This window comes from Cedecea neteri NBRC 105707 = ATCC 33855, assembly GCF_001571265.1.
Classification (GTDB): domain Bacteria; phylum Pseudomonadota; class Gammaproteobacteria; order Enterobacterales; family Enterobacteriaceae; genus Cedecea; species Cedecea neteri.
The window spans coordinates 1-17,097 of the sequence record NZ_BCTL01000047.1 but is presented as its reverse complement, the minus strand read 5'-3'; the positions used below and the strand labels follow the sequence as shown (position 1 = coordinate 17,097).

The window sequence follows — 17,097 nt, the reverse complement described above, 5'->3', positions numbered from 1 at the left end:
ATACCGTGATGGACGATGTCGGCACCATTACCGGCAACATCGGAAACGGTAAGTCGACCGATGACACTCAGCCAATCCTGAATGGTACAGCGGCGGCTAACGCCATCGTGCATATCTTCATAGATGGCATAAATGTCGCCACGGTGTCAGCCAACGGCTCTGGCCAGTGGACATGGCCCGTGACAACGCTGCTGATTCAGGGGCCGCATACCTTCACGGCAACCCAGACCGTTGGCCTGGAAACCAGCGTCCCGTCACTGGCGTACACCATTATAGTGGACACTATTCCGCCAGCGCAGCCGGTGATCCTCACCGTGGTTGATGCCGTATTGCCAAACGTCGGCGGGCTGACCAACGGCCAGGCCACCAACGATCCAAAACCAACCCTGAGCGGTACCGCAGAAGCCGGCTCGACGGTAAACATCCTTGATAACGGTGTCCTTATCGGCACCACCACCGCCAACGCCCTCGGCATCTGGACCTTCACGCCGGGAACTAACCTTGGTGAGGGGTCACACAACCTGACCGTGACCGCGACCGATGCCGCCGGTAACGTCAGCGTGCCTTCCACCGGCTTTGTGGTCAATGTGGATACTATCGCCCCATCCGCTCCGGTGATATTCGCCGTCACCAACGACATTACTTCGCAGCCAGTCACTGCCGGCCAGCCGACTAACGACAATACGCCTACCTTCAGCGGCACCGCCGAAGCGGGGACTACGCTGACCTTCAAGGACGGGAACGTCGTTATCGGGACTGTCATAGTACCGGTGGGCGGCAACTGGACATTCACCCCAACGGCTCCGCTGCTGGACGGCAGCCATAACATCACCGTCACCGCGACGGATGCCGCTGGTAACGCCAGTGGCCCAAGTGCTGGCTTCAACGTGGTGGTGGACACCGTGCCACCGATAGTGCCGATTATTCTGTCCGTGACCGACGACCAGACGCTGCCTGGCAGCAGCCTGCCGCTGATCAACGGCCAGTTGACGAAGGACACGCAGCCAACCCTGAGCGGCACGGCGGAAGCCAATGCCATCATCACGGTGAAAGACGGTAATAACGTGCTGGGTACGACCCAGGCGGACGGGCTGGGCATCTGGACCTTCACCCCGACAACGCCTCTTGGCCAGGGGACGCATACCCTGAACGTCACGGCGACCGATGCGGCAGGCAACGTCAGTAACGCGGCTTCGTTTGGCGTGAATATTGACTCTGTCGCACCGAATCCACCGGTGATCGTCACCGTGCTGGACAACACCGCGCCGGTGCTGGGACCAATCACCAACGGCCAGGCCACCAACGAAACCCGCCCTTCCCTGAGCGGGACGGCGGAAGCCGGTGCCACCATTAAGGTTTACAGCGACGGCAACCTGATCGGCACCACCATTGCCAACGGGTCTGGCGCATGGAGCCTGACGCCGGTAGCGGGACTTGGCAACGGGACTCATACCTTAACCGTGACCGCGACCGATGCGGCGGGCAACGTCAGTAATCCGTCGAACGGCTTCTCGTTGACCGTCGACACTATCGCGCCGAACGCGCCGGCCATCAGTAACGTGGCGGATGCCGTCGGCCCAATCACCGGCAACCTGTCGAACGGCCAGGTCACCGACGATACTCGTCCAGTGCTGACAGGTACCGCCGAGGGCAACGCCACCGTCAGCGTGTACGACAACGGCGTTCTGCTCGGCACCGTCCAGGCAGATGCGGGCGGAGCCTGGACCTTCCGACCATCCACACCGCTGATTAACGGCGGCCATGCGCTGACCGTGACCGCGACGGACGCTGCGGGCAACGTCAGCCTGCCGTCAACACCGTTTAACGTGGTGGTCGATACCATTGCGCCAACTCAGCCGATTGTGGTTCAGGCCTTTGATGACGTTGGCCCGGTTCAGGGGCCGCTGGTGAGCGGCCAGACGACGGACGACACTCAGCCGGCGCTCAGCGGGACGGCGGAAGCTAACTCCACCATCAGCATTTATGATAATGGCATCCTGATTGGCACCGCGACCACTAACGCGCTGGGTGCCTGGAGCTTCACGCCGGGCACGGCGCTGTCTCTCGGCCAGCACGTATTCACCGTGACCGCGACCGATGCGGCCGGGAATACTAGCGTCCCTTCAGCGGGCTTTACCCTGACCGTCGCCAGCGGCGTGTCGAATACCCCGGTACTGACTTCTGTGGTGGATGATGTCGTCGGCGGTACGGTCGGCCCGTTGACTAACGGCCAGGCCACTAATGACGCACGTCCAACCCTGAACGGGACGGCAGATGCCAACAGCACCATCAAGATTTACGATGGCGGCAACCTGATTGGCACCGTGTCGGCTAACGCCCTAGGCGTTTGGGTCTTTACCCCGCCGACCGCGCTGGCAAACGGCTCGCATACCTTTACCATCACCGCGACCAACGGTGCGGGCGTAGTCAGTAGCCCAACAGCAGGCTTCACCGTCGTAGTGGATACCGTGGCGCCTGGCCAGCCTGCGATTACCTCTGTGGTAGATGATGTCGGCCCGATCACCGGCCCGGTAGGCAACAACAAGCCAACGGACGATACTCGCCCAACCCTGAACGGGACCGCCGAAGCCAACGCCACGGTCAATATCTTTGATAACGGCGTGCTGCTGGGTACCACGACGGCGAACGGCAGCGGAGTCTGGACGTTCACGCCAACGCTGCCTCTGCTTCAGGGCAACCACTCGTTTACCGTCACCGCAACGGATGCGGCGGGTAACGCCAGCGTTCCATCCTTACCGGCCGGCATTATCGTCGATACCGTCCCACCGCTGGCGCCAACCGGCATTGCGGTCAACGCCACCGGCACCGTGGTGACCGGCGTTGCGGAAGCCAACAGTACCGTGACCGTTACCTCGGCGACGGGTACCGTTCTGGGTACGGCTCAGGCTGACGGCAACGGGAACTTCAGCATTACGCTCTCCCCTGCGCAAACCAGCGCGCAGCCGCTGCTGGCCTTCGCTCAGGATGCCGCCGGGAACATCGGTGTTTCCGCCAGCTTCACCGCACCGTTTACCGGTGTGCCGGGGCTGCCGGTGATTACCAGCATCGTGGACGATGTCCTGCCGAAAACCGGCGTCGTGGGCAACGGCCAGAGCACCAACGACACCCGCCCAACGATCAACGGCACCGCCGAAGCCAACGCCACCGTCAAGATTTACGACAACGGTGCGTTGCTGGGCACGGCCACCGCAAATGCGAGCGGCATCTGGACGTTCACCCCAACCGGCGCGCTGGGTGATGGCGTACACGCCTTTACCGCCACGGCAACCAACGCCAACGGGACAGGCGGGACTTCTCTGCCAACCTCGGTGATTGTCGATACCGTTCCACCGCTGATCCCGACCGGGGTTATCAGCGCCGACGGGTCAACGATCACTGGCGTAGCGGAAGCGAACAGCACCGTAACAGTGACGCTGCCGGGTGGGATCACCGTCACCGGCACGGCAAATGCTTCCGGCGCGTTCAGCATTACTCTGCCAACTCGCCAGATTGAAGGGCAGTCGCTGTCGATATCAGCCGCCGATGCGGCCGGGAACGTCTCACCGTCGCTCTCGATCACTGCACCAGTATTGCCACTAGCCGCCAGCAGCAACGTGGTCGATCTGGCGCTGACCAGCAATGCGGAAATCACCACCGAGCACTACAGCGGCTATGGCACGCTGCTGGTGGGCGCGCTGGGGAGCGTGGGTTCGGTACTGGGCAGCAATACCGCCCAGGTTGGCTTCACCATCGGCAGCGGGGCAACCGGGCACATCACGATTAACGCCGCCGCCACCGGGGTGGTGCTGTCATTGCTGAATACGCTGGAAATCGCCATTCAGAAATATGACTCGGCCACCAACTCGTGGACCACGGTTGTCGATTCTTCCCTGCCGCAGTTCCTGAACCTGCTGACCCTGGGCGCGACCGGCGTCACCCTGAACCTTGACGGACTGGGCGAAGGGCAATACCGCGTGCTCGGCTACAACACCAGCCTGCTGGCCGTCGGGGCGACAACGAACCTTGCGGTAACCGTTGAGGAAACCGGCCCAGGCGTCGTGAGCGGCACCACCAGTTCGACCGGGAACGTGATTACCGATCCAGGCCCTGGCGGCGCAGTCGATAACGCCCCTACCGGCACCGTGGTAACGGCGGTCACCGATGCCAACGGCGTCAGTCATGCCGTGGGCGCTGGCGGGCTGGATATTCAGGGCAAATACGGCACCCTGCATATCAACCAGGACGGCAGCTACACCTATACATTAACCAACACCTCGGCAGCGGTACTGGGCCGCACCGAGAACTTCACCTACACCATCACGCATCTGGGCGTCAGCGACTCCGCGCAGCTGATTGTCTCCCTCGGCAACGGCGCACCAGCCAGCACGGTCACCGCCACGGATAACACCGGTTCGCTGACCTTCGGCACCGATGTTGCCGCCGTTGACCACGGGGCTTCACAGCAAACGGGGCTGTCGGTGCTGAGCGTGGGCCTGGGTAACGTGGTCAACCTCAACCTGCTGGCTAACATGAGCAACCCGATCCTGTTTGATGTTGCAGACGGATCGACACGCACCATGACGCTGCAGGCGAGCGTTGGCGGCGTAGCCCTGCTCTCTACCTTTGACCTGTACATCTACAAGTTCAACGCGGCCACTCAGCAGTACGAGCAGTTCCAGGTGCAGAAAACCTGGCTGACGGCGCCGCTGCTGGGCGGTTCGTCTGGCCAGTTGACCGTCACCCTCGGCGGCGGGGACTACCTGTTCCTGCTGATGAACGCGAGTGGCGTCTCGCTGCTGACCAGCTACACGCTGAATATCCTGCAGGATCACACCTACGCGGTCGACAGCCTTGCGGCCACAACCACCGGGAACGTGATGCAGGATGATATCGCTCCGGCAGGCAGTCTGCTGACGGCGGTGAACGGCGTGTCTGTCTCGGCAACCGGCACCACCACCATCGTCGGCAAGTTCGGGACGCTGACCATTGATGCCCACGGCAACTACACCTATACGCTGAAAGCAGGCCAGGGTGCCGACGGTATTAATACGCCAGACAGCTTCGTTTACACCGTCACCGCGCCAAACGGCGATACCGGTACCGCGTCGCTGAACATCACCGCCACGCCGCACACCGTGGATGCGGTGAATGACATCAGCTCGATTATGGCCATCACGTCGACGCAGAACACCGCGGCTTACGCAAGCGCCACGGTCGGTCAAACCTCCTGGAACACGGCGCTGCTGGCCTCTACTCATGGCAACGGCAGCGGCACCTTTACCATTGCGGATAACACCGTGCTGAGCGGGGCTGCCATCGTGTTCAAAGTGGCTTCCGGGCTGGTGCTGGGTGGGCTGTCAGTAAGCTGGACGTTGAGCGACGGGCTGGGCCATACCTACACCGGTACTTTTAGCGGCAGCGCCCTGCTGGGCGGCACGGCCACTATTCCGGTCACGGACCTGCATTCAGGCACCTGGACGCTGAGCTATGTCGGGAACATGGGGCCGCTGGGGCTGGGTACCATCACCATCACGCCGAACATCACCGGGACCTCGAACCTGCTGGATAGCTTCACGGCTCAAAGCACCATTGTCCACGGCAACCTGTACGACGGTACCGACTCCGCAGGCGCGGCTGACCAGCTTGGCAGCGTTCATACCCTGTTGACGATCAACGGCGCCAACGGCAGTACGGCGACCCTTAACCCGCTGACCAACAGCGACGCGGTGGCCACGATTCAGGGCCAGTACGGCACCCTGACCATCGGCATCGGGGGGAACTATACCTACACCCTGAACGCCGGGGTGGCGCCGGGGTCAATCACCAACAAAGAGGTCTTTACCTACACCCTGAACGATCAGAACGGGCATTCGGATACCGCCACGCTGACCATCAACATGAACCCGCAGATCGTCAGTACCGCCTATGGGGACATCATCAACGGTTCTTCGGCCTACGCCGATACGCTGGTGTACCACGTCCTTGCCGGCGGGGCGAACGACGGCACGGGCGGCAACGGGTCGGACGTCTGGAAGAACTTCTCGCTCACTCAGGGCGACCAGATCAACGTCCACGACCTGCTTGTCGGCTGGAACGGGCAGACCTCAACGCTGGGTAACTACCTGAGCGTGGCTACCGTCGGCAACAACACGGTCATTTCTATCGACCGTGACGGCAGCGCCGGCACGTTCCACTCAACCACTCTCGTCACTTTGGAGAACGTACACACCACACTCGATGAGCTGATCCAGAACAACCACATTGTTGCCTGATAGTTGTAGCGAAAAATCCCCGGGCGCGCAGACGCCCGGGGAATAAGACAAAAACGCAGTGCCATTTATTAGGGAAAAAACATGGGAAAATTACAGCCTGTTGCGTTATGGCTGGCTTGCGGTCTGTTTTCACTCCAGGCCTCGGCCGACGACACGCCCGTTTCTATTACGACACAGGGTCTGGCTCAACAACAAGAGCTGCCCTCACTCGATGGCTCCACCGCCCTCCCGCTCAATGCCCCTGCGCCCGGAATCTTAACGCTTAACGACGCGGTCAACCGCTCTGTCACCTGGCACCCCAGCATTCGTGAAGCTATCGGCAAACTGTCCAGCCAGTCCGAACAGATCAACGTCGCTAAATCTAAGTACTACCCGCAGATCAGCGCCGGGATGAACAACGGCTACACCAACACCTACAGCAACAGCGGCTACAGCCCGTCGCTGGTACTTTCTCTGTCCCAGATGCTCTACGACTTCGGCAAAGTGGCAAGCCAGGTGCGCGCCGAAACCGCCGGGGAAGCTCAGGCCCAGGCCAACGTGCTGGTGAGCATTGATACCGTCGGGCACGACACCGCCTCGGCGATGGTGCAGGTGCAGCTCTGGCAGCAAATGGTCGACATCGCCAAAGAGCAGTTGGACGCGCTGACCGCCATTGGCCGCCTGACCCAGGAGCGTAACGACCAGGGCGCAACCTCGATGTCCGACGTGGTGCAAACCGATGCGCGTATCGAATCCGCCCGCTCGCAGCTCATTCAGTACGAGTCGAATCTCGACAGCACCCAGGCGACGCTGATGAGCCAGCTCGGCTGGACCAGCCTCAACAAAGTCAGCCCTGATTTTCCGAAAAAGCTGAACAACAGCTGCGACGTGGCGAAACCGGACGATCGTCTGGTGCCTGCCGTCCTCGCGGCCTGGTCGCAGGCCAACGTTGCCCAGGCCAACCTGGATTACGCCAATGCCCAGATGACGCCGACCATCTCGCTGGAGCCGTCCGTCCAGCATTACCTGAACAACAACTACTCCGGCAGCGAAGTGCTTAACCGGACGCAATACTCGGCGTATATCCGCGTCGAAATGCCGATTTATCAGGGCGGTGGCCTGACCGCACGCCGCAACGCCGCCAGCCATGCGGTGGAAGCCGCGCAGTCCGGCATTGACCGGGTTCGCCTCGACGTTCGCCAGAAGCTACTGGAATCCCGCAGCCAGGCGCTGAGCCTTGCCACCGCGCTTCAGGTTCTGCAGCGCCAGGAACAGCTGAGCGCCCGCACCCGCGAACTGTACCAACAACAGTATCTCGACCTGGGTTCCCGCCCGCTGCTGGACGTGCTCAACGCCGAACAGGAAGTCTTCCAGGCGCGCTTCGCCCAACAACAAACGCTGAGCCAGCTCCATCAACTGCAGCTTAACTGCCTGTACAACACCGGCAAATTACGCAACGCATTTGGTCTGGAACACCGCAACATCCAGTCCCTGGAGATTCAGCCATGAGCCAGACAGCCTCTCCCGCCGGGGAGTTTTTAAGCGAACAGGCCCTGACTCAATGGGCTCACGCCATCAGTCACGTCGCCGGGCACTACCGCGTGGTTTGCTCGCCCGGCACCATTCAGGCCAACGCCCCGTGGTTCAAGGACAAAACCAAAGTCGCCGCGCTGACCCAACTTTCACGCCAGGCCGGGCTTTCCTTCCACCTGCTCGGCAACACCGAAAAAGCGATATCCCAGTGGCGGCTGCCGGTGGTCGTGGACTTAGCCAACGGCCAGATTGCGGTGATCGAACAGTTTGACGGCGAAGACACCGTGGATATTTGCTACTTCGACGAAGAACGCCACACCAACCGCCAGTCGCTCAGCAAGCTGCTGCCGGAGATCCGCTTTGTGGCCGCCCTGCGCCCGCTCTCGGCGCTGAAAGACAGCCGCGTCGACGCCTATATCTCGCGTTTTAGCCCGGACTGGATGAAAGAGCTGATCATGCTCGACGTTCGCCCTTATGGCCCGGTGATGCTGGCGGCTTTTTGGGTGAACGTGCTGTCGCTGGCCGGGATCCTGTTCTCGATGCAGGTCTACGACCGGGTGATCCCCGCCCAGTCATACCCGACGCTGTACGTGCTGGCGACCGGCGTGCTGATCGCCGTGGTGTTCGGCTTCATCCTTAAAGTCACGCGCAGCAATATTATGGACGTGCTGGGCAAGCGGGCCGACATGCGTATTTCCGATCGCGTCTTCAGCCACGCCCTGCGGCTGCGCAACAGCGCCGTGCCCCGCTCCACCGGCAGCTTTATTTCTCAGCTGCGCGAGCTGGAGCAGATCCGCGAGATGATCACTTCCTCGACCATCTCCACGATCGTCGATCTGCCGTTCTTCCTGCTGTTTGTTGGCGTGCTGGCGATCATCGCCCCGCAGCTGGCGTGGATCGCCCCGGTCGCCGCCATTGTGATGGTGCTGCCCGGCCTGCTGCTGCAGAAAAAGCTCGCCACGCTGGCCAACCAGGCCGCCCACGAATCCACCCTGCGCAACGCCGTGCTGGTGGAAAGCGTGCAGGGGCTAGAGGACATCAAGCTGATGCAGGCGGAAAACCGCTTCCTCCAGCAATGGAACAGCTACATCCGCATTACCGCCGAATCCGGCCTGAAAACCCGTGAACTGACCCAGGGCTTAATCAGCTGGGGGATCACCATTCAGAGCCTGGTTTTTGTGGTGGTGGTGCTGTTCGGCGCCCCACTGGTGATTGAAGGCGAGATGACCACCGGGGCAATGGTCGCCGCCTCGATGCTGGCCTCAAGGATGATTGCCCCGATGGCAAACCTGTGCGGCGTGCTTGCGCGCTGGCAGCAGGTAAAAGCCGCCAAACAGGGGCTGGACAGCATCATGCAGCTGCCGGTGGAAACCCAGCGCGATGAAAACCTCATTCATAAGGACATCCTCCACGGCCACTACCTGTTTGAAAGCGCCCAGTTCAAATACCACAGCGAAGATCCGCGCATTCCGCTGCGTATTGCCCGCCTTGAGATCCAGCGCGGCGAGCGCATTGCCGTGCTCGGACGTAACGGCGCGGGTAAATCCACGCTGCTGCAGGCGCTTGCCGGCGGGGTCGATCTCGCCAGCGGCGAAGCCCGGCTCGACGATCTGGCGATGACCCAAATCGACATGGCGGATCTGCGCCGTAACATCGGTTTCCTGAGCCAGAACGCGCGGCTGTTCTACGGCACGCTACGGGAAAACCTCGCCCTTGGCGCACCGCACGCCAGCGATGAAGCGATCTTCGAGGCGCTGGACGTGAGCGGCGCGAGCAACTTTGTGAAGCACCTGCCCAAAGGCCTGGATCACCCAATCATGGAAGGCGGCAGCGGGCTTTCCGGCGGGCAGCGGCAGTCGATCCTGCTGGCGCGTATGCTGCTGCGCTCGCCCAACATCGTGCTGCTCGACGAGCCCACCGCCTCGCTGGACGACCACACCGAACGCGAATTTATTCAGCGGCTTAACCAGTGGCTCGGCCACCGCACGCTGGTCGTCGCCACCCACCGCGTGCCGGTGCTCGAACTGGTCGAACGCGTGCTGGTGCTGAAAGACGGCCAGCTGGTAATGGATGCACCGAAGGCGCAGGCGCTCGGCGCCGCAAGACCGGCACAGGCTCAGGCCCCGGCCGCCGCCCAGACACCACCGCGGGAGTGGAACAATGAAAACCAGTCAGCATGACGTCACCATGGATGACCCGGACATCCAGCGCGAAAGCGAATTTTCCGGGGCGAGCCGCATCATCCTGCTCATCACGCTGCTGTTTATTCTGTTTGGCGTCTGGGCGTGGTTCGGCACGCTGGACGAAGTCTCCACCGGCACCGGGAAAGTGGTGCCGAGTTCCCGCGAGCAGATTTTGCAGTCGCTGGACGGCGGAATAGTCACCGAGCTGCTGGTCCACGAGGGCGATAAAGTGCAGGCCGGGCAAATCGTCGCCCGCCTCGACCCGACCCGCTCCGAGTCCAACGTCGGCGAAAGCACCGCTCGCTACCGCGCCTCTCTGGCCTCCAGCGCGCGGCTTTACGCGGAAGTGAACGACCAGCCGCTGAAGTTCCCGGACTCGCTCAAAGCGTTCCCGGACCTGATCGCCTCTGAAACCCGGCTCTATAAAACCCGCCGGGCGCAGCTGAACGACTCCGAATCCGAGCTGCGGGATGCGCTGACGTCGGTCAACAAAGAGCTGGATATCACCCAGCGGCTGGTGAAAAGCGGCGCAGCGAGCCACGTAGAAGTGCTGCGCCTGCAGCGGCAGAAAAGCGACCTCGGCCTGAGGATCACCGACCTGCGCTCGCAGTATTACGTGCAGGCGCGCGAGGCGCTGTCGAAGGCCAATGCCGAAGTGGATATGCTGGAATCCATCATTAAAGGCCGTGAGGATTCGGTGACCCGCATGACCGTGCGCTCGCCGGTGCGCGGCATCGTGAAGAACATTCAGGTGACCACTATCGGCGGCGTTATTCCGCCGAACGGCGAGATGATGGAGATTGTGCCGGTGGACGATCACCTGCTGATTGAGGCACGGCTCTCCCCGCGCGACATTGCCTTTATTCACCCCGGCCAGCGCGCGCTGGTTAAAATCACCGCCTACGATTACGCCATTTACGGCGGGCTGGAAGGCACGGTGGAAACCATCTCCCCGGACACCATTCAGGACAAGGTGAAGCCGGAAATCGTCTACTACCGGGTGTTTATCCGCACCAACCAGGATTACCTGGTGAACAAAGTCGGCCATCACTTCTCGATTTCTCCAGGGATGGTGGCGACCGTGGACATTAAAACCGGACAGAAAACGATTGTTGAGTACCTGATTAAGCCGTTCAACCGCGCCCGCGAGGCGCTGCGCGAACGTTAATTGACCATCTATCCCGCTGGTGCTGAAGGAATTTTGTACGCCTGGCACCTGGCGGGATTTCTCTTTAGACGGCTGGTCACGCGCGTAATAAATCTGTTATACTCGCCGGTACACATTGGGGCTGATTCTGGATTCGACGGGATTTGCGAAACCCAAGGTGCATGCCGAGGGGCGGTTGGCCTCGTAAAAAGCCGCAAAAAAATAGTCGCAAACGACGAAAACTACGCTTTAGCAGCTTAATAACCTGCTCTGAGCCCTCTCTCCCTAGCTTCCGCTCTTAAGACGGGGATCAAAGAGAGGTCAAACCCAAAAGAGATCGTGTGGATGCCTTGCCTGGGGTTGAAGCATTAAAACTAATCAGGATAGTTTGGTAATGGCGTGTCTGTCCGCAGTTGCCCGGCGAATGTAAAGACTGACTAAGCATGTAGTACCGAGGACGTAGAAATTTCGGACGCGGGTTCAACTCCCGCCAGCTCCACCAAAATTCTCCATCGGTGATTACCAGAGTCATCCGATGAAGTCCTAAGAGCCCGCACGGCGCAAGCCTTGCGGGCTTTTTTGTGCCCTCAATTTGTCCCGCGAAGTCTGATGCCAACTAATTAAATCCGAACCTTTTAGGCCCATTGATAGGCCCAACAAAACTATCTATTGTCTTTGTTGGGCCCAAAAGAGTGGAAGCTAATAATGGCAAGAAAAACCAAGCCTCTAACCGATACCGAAATCAAAGCAGCTAAATCCAAAGATGCCGATTACCTTCTTTACGATGGTGATGGCCTTACGTTATTGGTTAAGCACAGCGGCAGCAAACTTTGGCAGTTTCGCTATTACCGCCCTTTTACCAAACAACGGACAAAACAGAGCTTTGGCTCCTATCCGTCAGTCACACTTTCTGATGCTCGTAAGCTCAGGGCTGAGTCACGGGCATTACTAGCCAAGGATATTGATCCTCAAGAGCACCAAGAGGAAAAAGTACGAAATTCCCTAGAAGCTAAAACGAATACCTTCATGATGGTTGCAGAACGTTGGTTAGGTGTGAAAAAGAACAGCGTGACAGAAGACTATGCGAAAGATATCTGGCGCTCTCTTGAGAGGGATATTTTCCCGGTAATTGGAGATGTCAGTGTTACAGATATAAAAGCTCATACTCTGGTTAAGGCAGTTCAACCAGTTCAGGCAAGAGGGGCACTGGAAACCGTCCGCCGCCTATGTCAGCGTATCAATGAAGTCATGATTTTTGCCCAGAATACGGGCCTAATAGATGCTGTACCCAGCATCAACATTGGCAAAGCGTTCGAGAAGCCTCAGAAAAAGAACATGCCCAGCATTCGACCAGATCAGTTACCTCAGCTGATGCAGACGATGCGCACCGCCAGCATTAGCCTTCCAACAAGGTGTCTGTTCATGTGGCAACTGCTCACCATAACCCGCCCTGCCGAAGCGGCTGAAGCCCGTTGGGAAGAGGTAGACATGGAAGCGCGAGAGTGGAAAATCCCTGCGTCACGGATGAAAATGAACCGTGACCATACCGTCCCACTGTCAGATGAAGCAATTGCTGTTTTAGAGATGATGAAACCGATAAGTGGCAATCGAGAATTCATTTTTCCAAGTCGTTTGAAGCCCACTCAGTCAATGAATAGCCAAACGGTAAATGCTTCGCTTAAAAGAGCGGGATTTGGCGGTATCCTTGTATCACATGGATTGCGATCAATTGCCAGCACCGCACTCAATGAGCAAGGTTTCCCTCCTGATGTTATTGAGGCAGCACTTGCTCATGTGGACAAAAATGAGGTGCGTCGAGCCTATAACCGCAGCGATTACCTTGAGCAACGACGCCCGATGATGCAGTGGTGGGCAAATTTTGTTAATTCAGCCGACAAAGGAACTATAACCACTTTGAAATCAGCAGCTTTTAGACTTGTTGGATAAAAAAATCTAACACATCCAATCCCAAATTAGCGTAAAATTTACGCTAATTTTTTTCCAACTTTTACTCTAACAGTGGCTTCGTATGCTGCCCTAACTTCACTATCCTCGCGCCCCCAGCGAACTACAGTTTGAATAAGCTCGTCTACATTGAGATCCAATCCTGAATTTTGGTGTTTCATTTCCGTCACAAATTTCATCAATTCCTGCTCGATGGCTCGAGCTGCGACAATTCTTTTTTGCCATCCACCATCAGAAGGAACATTTTTTAGGAGCAGCCTAATGACCTCCTTCTTAACTGGAATGTAGTGCTCAGCTTTTGCCTCCCCTCCTTTCCTGGCTGATTGCCGCCTCCCCTCACTAATGATTTTTTCATCATCAATCAGCTGGTTAAAGTTCACACTCCCTCGGCATTCATTTAATATTCGATTTGCATGTAGAAATGACTCAACAGCCATTACTGGATCTGCACCCCATATTTCTCTTCCCCAGCGCTGAAACAAACCCGCAGCAAACAGGGCATCTTTAAAGAACTGTTTTAACCCTAAAGCCGAGTTCATCATAGGTACACAGGTCCATTTCAGCTCTAGTTTCTGCCAGCATACATCATGCTCAATGTAGCGAGATCTATGTTGTAAGACCTCATCTCTTACCTCATCGTTATCCTTCTCAAGGAATGCTAACCCCTCAATTAAGGCATTCTTAAACGGCCACTCTGAAGACTCAAGGAGCTTCTGCAAGTCCTCGCTCTGAAATTCAAACTCACTACAAAAAATTTTTAACATTCTTACTTAATCCTTTATTTTCAATAGATTATCAAATAATCAGTATTGTAAAAAAAAACTTTTTGGCAAGTTAATTTTTTTCAGAACGCAGAGAAGCTATCTTCGTTTCATCCCAAAGCACACAACCCAAGAGAAACGTTAATGAACACATCCAATGCAAAAATGATACGGATTGCATCTGTAATGAAAAAAATTGGCGTAGGTCGATCAACCATCTACGATTGGATCAACCCAAAATCTCCACGTTACGATGCTACATTTCCAAAGCGCCGCCGTCTTGGTAAACAATCTATTGGCTGGCTTGAATCAGAAATTGATGAATGGATTTTACTTCGAGAACCAGTTTCTTGTTGATCATCCAACACAAATAACAACATTAATTAGCCATAATCAACGCACACAGATCATTAACCAAAATAAAAATTAACAGTGATATTTTCATCCAAAAATACACTCATGCATTATAAACAGAATGCAGCAATTAAAAAATATATTTAAAAAACATTTGCAAAATCGCCACTTAAATAGGAATTAATCATGCCAATGAGAGTTACTTTTTCAACCAATTACATATCGACTATTGATTATTATAAAAATGTAAGCAAGGCTTCGGGACAGTCTTTATCTTCACTTTTATCAGATGAGTTATATAGAGCCTCCCTATCACATGCAGCAAAGCGAATCCCGATGATTAAGGATAACCCCTCCAAAAAAAAGATGACATAGAGTTTTACGAGGAAGTTTGGAAAAAGGAAATTTTGATACCTCAACACACCCTTGATGCAATGGAATTTAAACATAACGTTAAAAACAACGACATGAGTAAACTTGAAAAGAAAGAAATAAAAAACAAGCTTGAAGACTTAATTAACACTATAGACATCAATAATGCAATTTACATTTATACAGATAGAAAAGTAAATAACGCAAGGAGGCTAGCAGCCGGCATTGGAAAAATTCTACTCCTAAGAAAAACAGCTCATGACGATGTTTTTTTTGATATTAAAAAAGCCATCTTGCTCCCTGTGATTGAATTGATTTCATACAGGATGGATACCGTTCTGGATAATCATGGAGTTAATACTTCTTTTCCACATATTTGTTGGATTCCGATCTGCTACTTAAATAACAAAGCAGTGATGATACCTGTGATTAGAAAAAGAGATGTTTCATTAATGACTAAACCAGAAGGAGAAGTTGTTATAATCAATCCATTTAATAACTAAATAACATAAAGCATTATTTGTAAACAGCCTACATGCTGGGTCAGTGATGTTATACAGAGGAGTAGTTTAAGTGTGGTTTAACGTTGAAAGAATAGTTTTCCGTCTTGAAAAGGTAGCAATAATTAATAACTGACACTGGAGTTATGCAGCATGACCTGTTTTTTATATCATAAATGCACTGATGCTAAAGAAGCAGAGGGATTAGAAAGCAACGCTGAGGTGCTGAAAATCCGCAAAGCTTTGTTGATAAGTTCAGGAAAGACAATTATCGACAGGCAGCTATCCTCAGATACCCCAAATGTTCTAAAGCAACTGATCAATCGAGACATGAGTAAAGGGGATGACCTAGTTATACTTGATCTTAACAGTTTGGGAAATAGCGCAGAAATGATTCAGGAGAACATAATACGTTGTGCCAATAAATCCATACGCATTCACTGCTACTTTGCTCAAAAGAAGCTAACGCCAACAGCTGATGGATACATTTTCACGTTATTACTTACTAAAATTCAAAATGAATGCAGAAGGATGAGTCTAGCTTCTTTGAAGACAAGAAATATCATTAAACCATTAGGGAGGAGAGAAGGAAGCCAACATCGTGAACGCATCGAGTTGGCTAAACGCCGAGGGCTTACTCAATCACAAACTGCCAAATTATTGAAAGTTAGCATATCGACAGTTAAACGCAATTGGAATAGCGGAATTATCGGTTAATATTCAACGCCTAGGTAAAACTTGCAATCGTTATTATCTAATATGCGTTATAAGCCACCAATAATTATGATAACTTCAGAGTAATTTAATTCATTATTAATGAGTTAAATGCAACTTTAAAGCGAGATATATCGAGCCTTCCGTCTACATTATCAACTCACGGAATCCAACTCATTATGCTTGGTATATGTAATATATATTTAGTAAGGCATACTGAATCCCGATACATCATCTCATATGTGTGGCGCAATAGCCACACATTGCCTGATAACAAAGATACAGTTAATGGTATATTATGAAATCATCTTATGAATTAACCGAGAATGAATTTGAACTACTATTAAAAAAAGCAGAGAAGAAATACCATTCACCAATGGAGCGTTACATTCTCCGTAAATCTCTTACTGTAGTATATAACTCTTTTGAGCACCATAATCGTATATTTGCCTGCCGTGCAGACCTAAGGTTTGCTGAGGATCGCGTATCGGATGATCCTGATTCACTTGTTTGTTATCAGCGGGTAGATCCGCAGGCAATAACCCGTTGCATTGAGTCGCTGAAAAGCCAGCTACGAGAGGATCACAGACGTTCAGGCAGACATGGGAAACCTACGTTACCAGCTTATGTCTGGGCCAGAGAGCGTGATACAAGCGAACATCCCCACTATCACTTGATGCTGTTATTCAACCGGAACGTTTATGGATATCTTGGAAATTATACTAACCGAAATGCAGATAATATGGCTACGAGGATTCAGAAGGCTTGGTGTAGCGCCGTAGGCCTTAATTATCCTTATCAAGCGACCTTAGCACATTTCCCAAAGAATCAGTCCTTTAAATTAAACAGAGGCGATGCTCTAACTCGCTCCGCTGTTTATGAGGACTTCCTGTTACGTTTGGCTTATCTGGCTAAAGAAAATACAAAAGATGTCCACGACGGCTACCGTAACTTTGGCACGAGCCTTTTAAAGCAGGCTGTGGTAACGACGGAGTAGGTTGTTCCATACAACTTGACTGTGGCCTTCTCTACGCGGGAAGGCTCAGCCAGAACATATTTACTAACTTTCTCAAGAGTGCTTAACAAATAAAATTTGGTAGCGATTAATTATTTTATCTGAATATTTAATGACTACACAATGTTCTAAAATTATCAATAAGCTGGGCTCTAACATCCATCGGGCTCATACCCCATAATGTGGCTAACTGGGCCTCAGCAATCTCACTATCCCATGGCATTAGTGGATCATTACGAAACTTACCAAATGGACCGTCGGTTTCTGTAAGAATGCGTGATTTAGGAATTTTCAAAGCTAAT

General features: G+C 54.5%; 11 protein-coding genes and 1 other RNA gene. 10 read left to right on the top strand and 2 right to left on the bottom strand.

The window, feature by feature from the left end:
- The first annotated feature begins 8 nt into the window (after nt 1-8).
- The 6 genes from CNE01S_RS26080 (at nt 9) to CNE01S_RS18750 (ending at nt 13,061) form a co-directional block, all read left to right on the top strand.
- The gene (locus CNE01S_RS26080) at nt 9-6,272 is read left to right on the top strand and encodes a BapA/Bap/LapF family large adhesin (RefSeq protein WP_439645714.1); all 6,264 of its coding nucleotides are present in this window, start codon (nt 9-11) and stop codon (nt 6,270-6,272) included.
- Between the two features lie 81 nt (nt 6,273-6,353).
- Nucleotides 6,354-7,760: a TolC family outer membrane protein gene (locus CNE01S_RS18770; RefSeq protein ID WP_061277759.1), complete on the top strand. Its 1,407-nt coding sequence runs from the start codon at nt 6,354-6,356 to the stop codon at nt 7,758-7,760.
- Nucleotides 7,757-9,964: a type I secretion system permease/ATPase gene (locus tag CNE01S_RS18765; RefSeq protein WP_061277758.1), complete on the top strand. Its 2,208-nt coding sequence runs from the start codon at nt 7,757-7,759 to the stop codon at nt 9,962-9,964. Before CNE01S_RS18770 ends, CNE01S_RS18765 begins: the two co-directional genes overlap by 4 nt.
- A gap of 7 nt (nt 9,965-9,971) precedes the next feature.
- Nucleotides 9,972-11,135 (top strand): HlyD family type I secretion periplasmic adaptor subunit, encoded by a 1,164-nt coding sequence (locus CNE01S_RS18760; RefSeq protein WP_096754172.1) that lies wholly within the window; start codon nt 9,972-9,974, stop codon nt 11,133-11,135.
- A gap of 117 nt (nt 11,136-11,252) precedes the next feature.
- Nucleotides 11,253-11,616: a transfer-messenger RNA gene (gene ssrA / locus CNE01S_RS18755) on the top strand.
- Between the two features lie 203 nt (nt 11,617-11,819).
- Entirely contained in the window at nt 11,820-13,061 is a 1,242-nt protein-coding gene (locus tag CNE01S_RS18750; protein ID WP_061277756.1) for an integrase domain-containing protein, read from the top strand.
- A 38-nt stretch (nt 13,062-13,099) separates the two neighbouring features.
- Here the strand turns inward: CNE01S_RS18750 and CNE01S_RS18745 are convergent, their stop codons facing one another.
- The gene (locus CNE01S_RS18745; RefSeq protein ID WP_061277755.1) at nt 13,100-13,843 is read right to left on the bottom strand and encodes a hypothetical protein; all 744 of its coding nucleotides are present in this window, start codon (nt 13,841-13,843) and stop codon (nt 13,100-13,102) included.
- 141 nt (nt 13,844-13,984) lie between these two features.
- Here CNE01S_RS18745 and CNE01S_RS24660 point away from each other — a divergent pair, with 141 nt between their 5' ends.
- The 4 genes from CNE01S_RS24660 (at nt 13,985) to CNE01S_RS18730 (ending at nt 16,777) form a co-directional block, all read left to right on the top strand.
- On the top strand, nt 13,985-14,197 hold the full coding sequence (locus CNE01S_RS24660) for a helix-turn-helix transcriptional regulator (RefSeq protein ID WP_072009167.1): 213 nt from the start codon (nt 13,985-13,987) through the stop codon (nt 14,195-14,197).
- A gap of 404 nt (nt 14,198-14,601) precedes the next feature.
- On the top strand, nt 14,602-15,069 hold the full coding sequence (locus CNE01S_RS18740) for a YagM family protein (protein ID WP_138089242.1): 468 nt from the start codon (nt 14,602-14,604) through the stop codon (nt 15,067-15,069).
- Nucleotides 15,070-15,219: 150 nt separating this feature from the next.
- A complete protein-coding gene (locus CNE01S_RS25850) occupies nt 15,220-15,783 on the top strand; it encodes an ECF-type sigma factor (protein ID WP_245874376.1) in 564 nt (187 codons plus the stop codon).
- A gap of 295 nt (nt 15,784-16,078) precedes the next feature.
- Nucleotides 16,079-16,777 carry an inovirus Gp2 family protein gene (locus CNE01S_RS18730; RefSeq protein ID WP_061277753.1) on the top strand — a complete coding sequence of 233 codons (699 nt, stop codon included), beginning with the start codon at nt 16,079-16,081 and terminating at the stop codon, nt 16,775-16,777.
- Between the two features lie 127 nt (nt 16,778-16,904).
- Here CNE01S_RS18730 and CNE01S_RS18725 read toward each other — a convergent pair.
- Nucleotides 16,905-17,097 (bottom strand): TatD family hydrolase (locus CNE01S_RS18725; RefSeq protein ID WP_174522188.1); only part of this gene is annotated, 193 nt, incomplete at its 5' end.

Coding starts and splice junctions, on each gene's coding strand:
- CNE01S_RS18745 (WP_061277755.1), bottom strand. CDS start 13,843: ATGTTAAAAATTTTTTGTAGTGAGTTTGAATTTCAGAGCGAGGACTTG.
- CNE01S_RS18750 (WP_061277756.1), top strand. CDS start 11,820: ATGGCAAGAAAAACCAAGCCTCTAACCGATACCGAAATCAAAGCAGCT.
- CNE01S_RS18730 (WP_061277753.1), top strand. CDS start 16,079: ATGAAATCATCTTATGAATTAACCGAGAATGAATTTGAACTACTATTA.
- CNE01S_RS24660 (WP_072009167.1), top strand. CDS start 13,985: ATGAACACATCCAATGCAAAAATGATACGGATTGCATCTGTAATGAAA.
- CNE01S_RS25850 (WP_245874376.1), top strand. CDS start 15,220: ATGACCTGTTTTTTATATCATAAATGCACTGATGCTAAAGAAGCAGAG.
- CNE01S_RS18760 (WP_096754172.1), top strand. CDS start 9,972: ATGGATGACCCGGACATCCAGCGCGAAAGCGAATTTTCCGGGGCGAGC.
- CNE01S_RS18770 (WP_061277759.1), top strand. CDS start 6,354: ATGGGAAAATTACAGCCTGTTGCGTTATGGCTGGCTTGCGGTCTGTTT.
- CNE01S_RS18765 (WP_061277758.1), top strand. CDS start 7,757: ATGAGCCAGACAGCCTCTCCCGCCGGGGAGTTTTTAAGCGAACAGGCC.
- CNE01S_RS26080 (WP_439645714.1), top strand. CDS start 9: ATGGACGATGTCGGCACCATTACCGGCAACATCGGAAACGGTAAGTCG.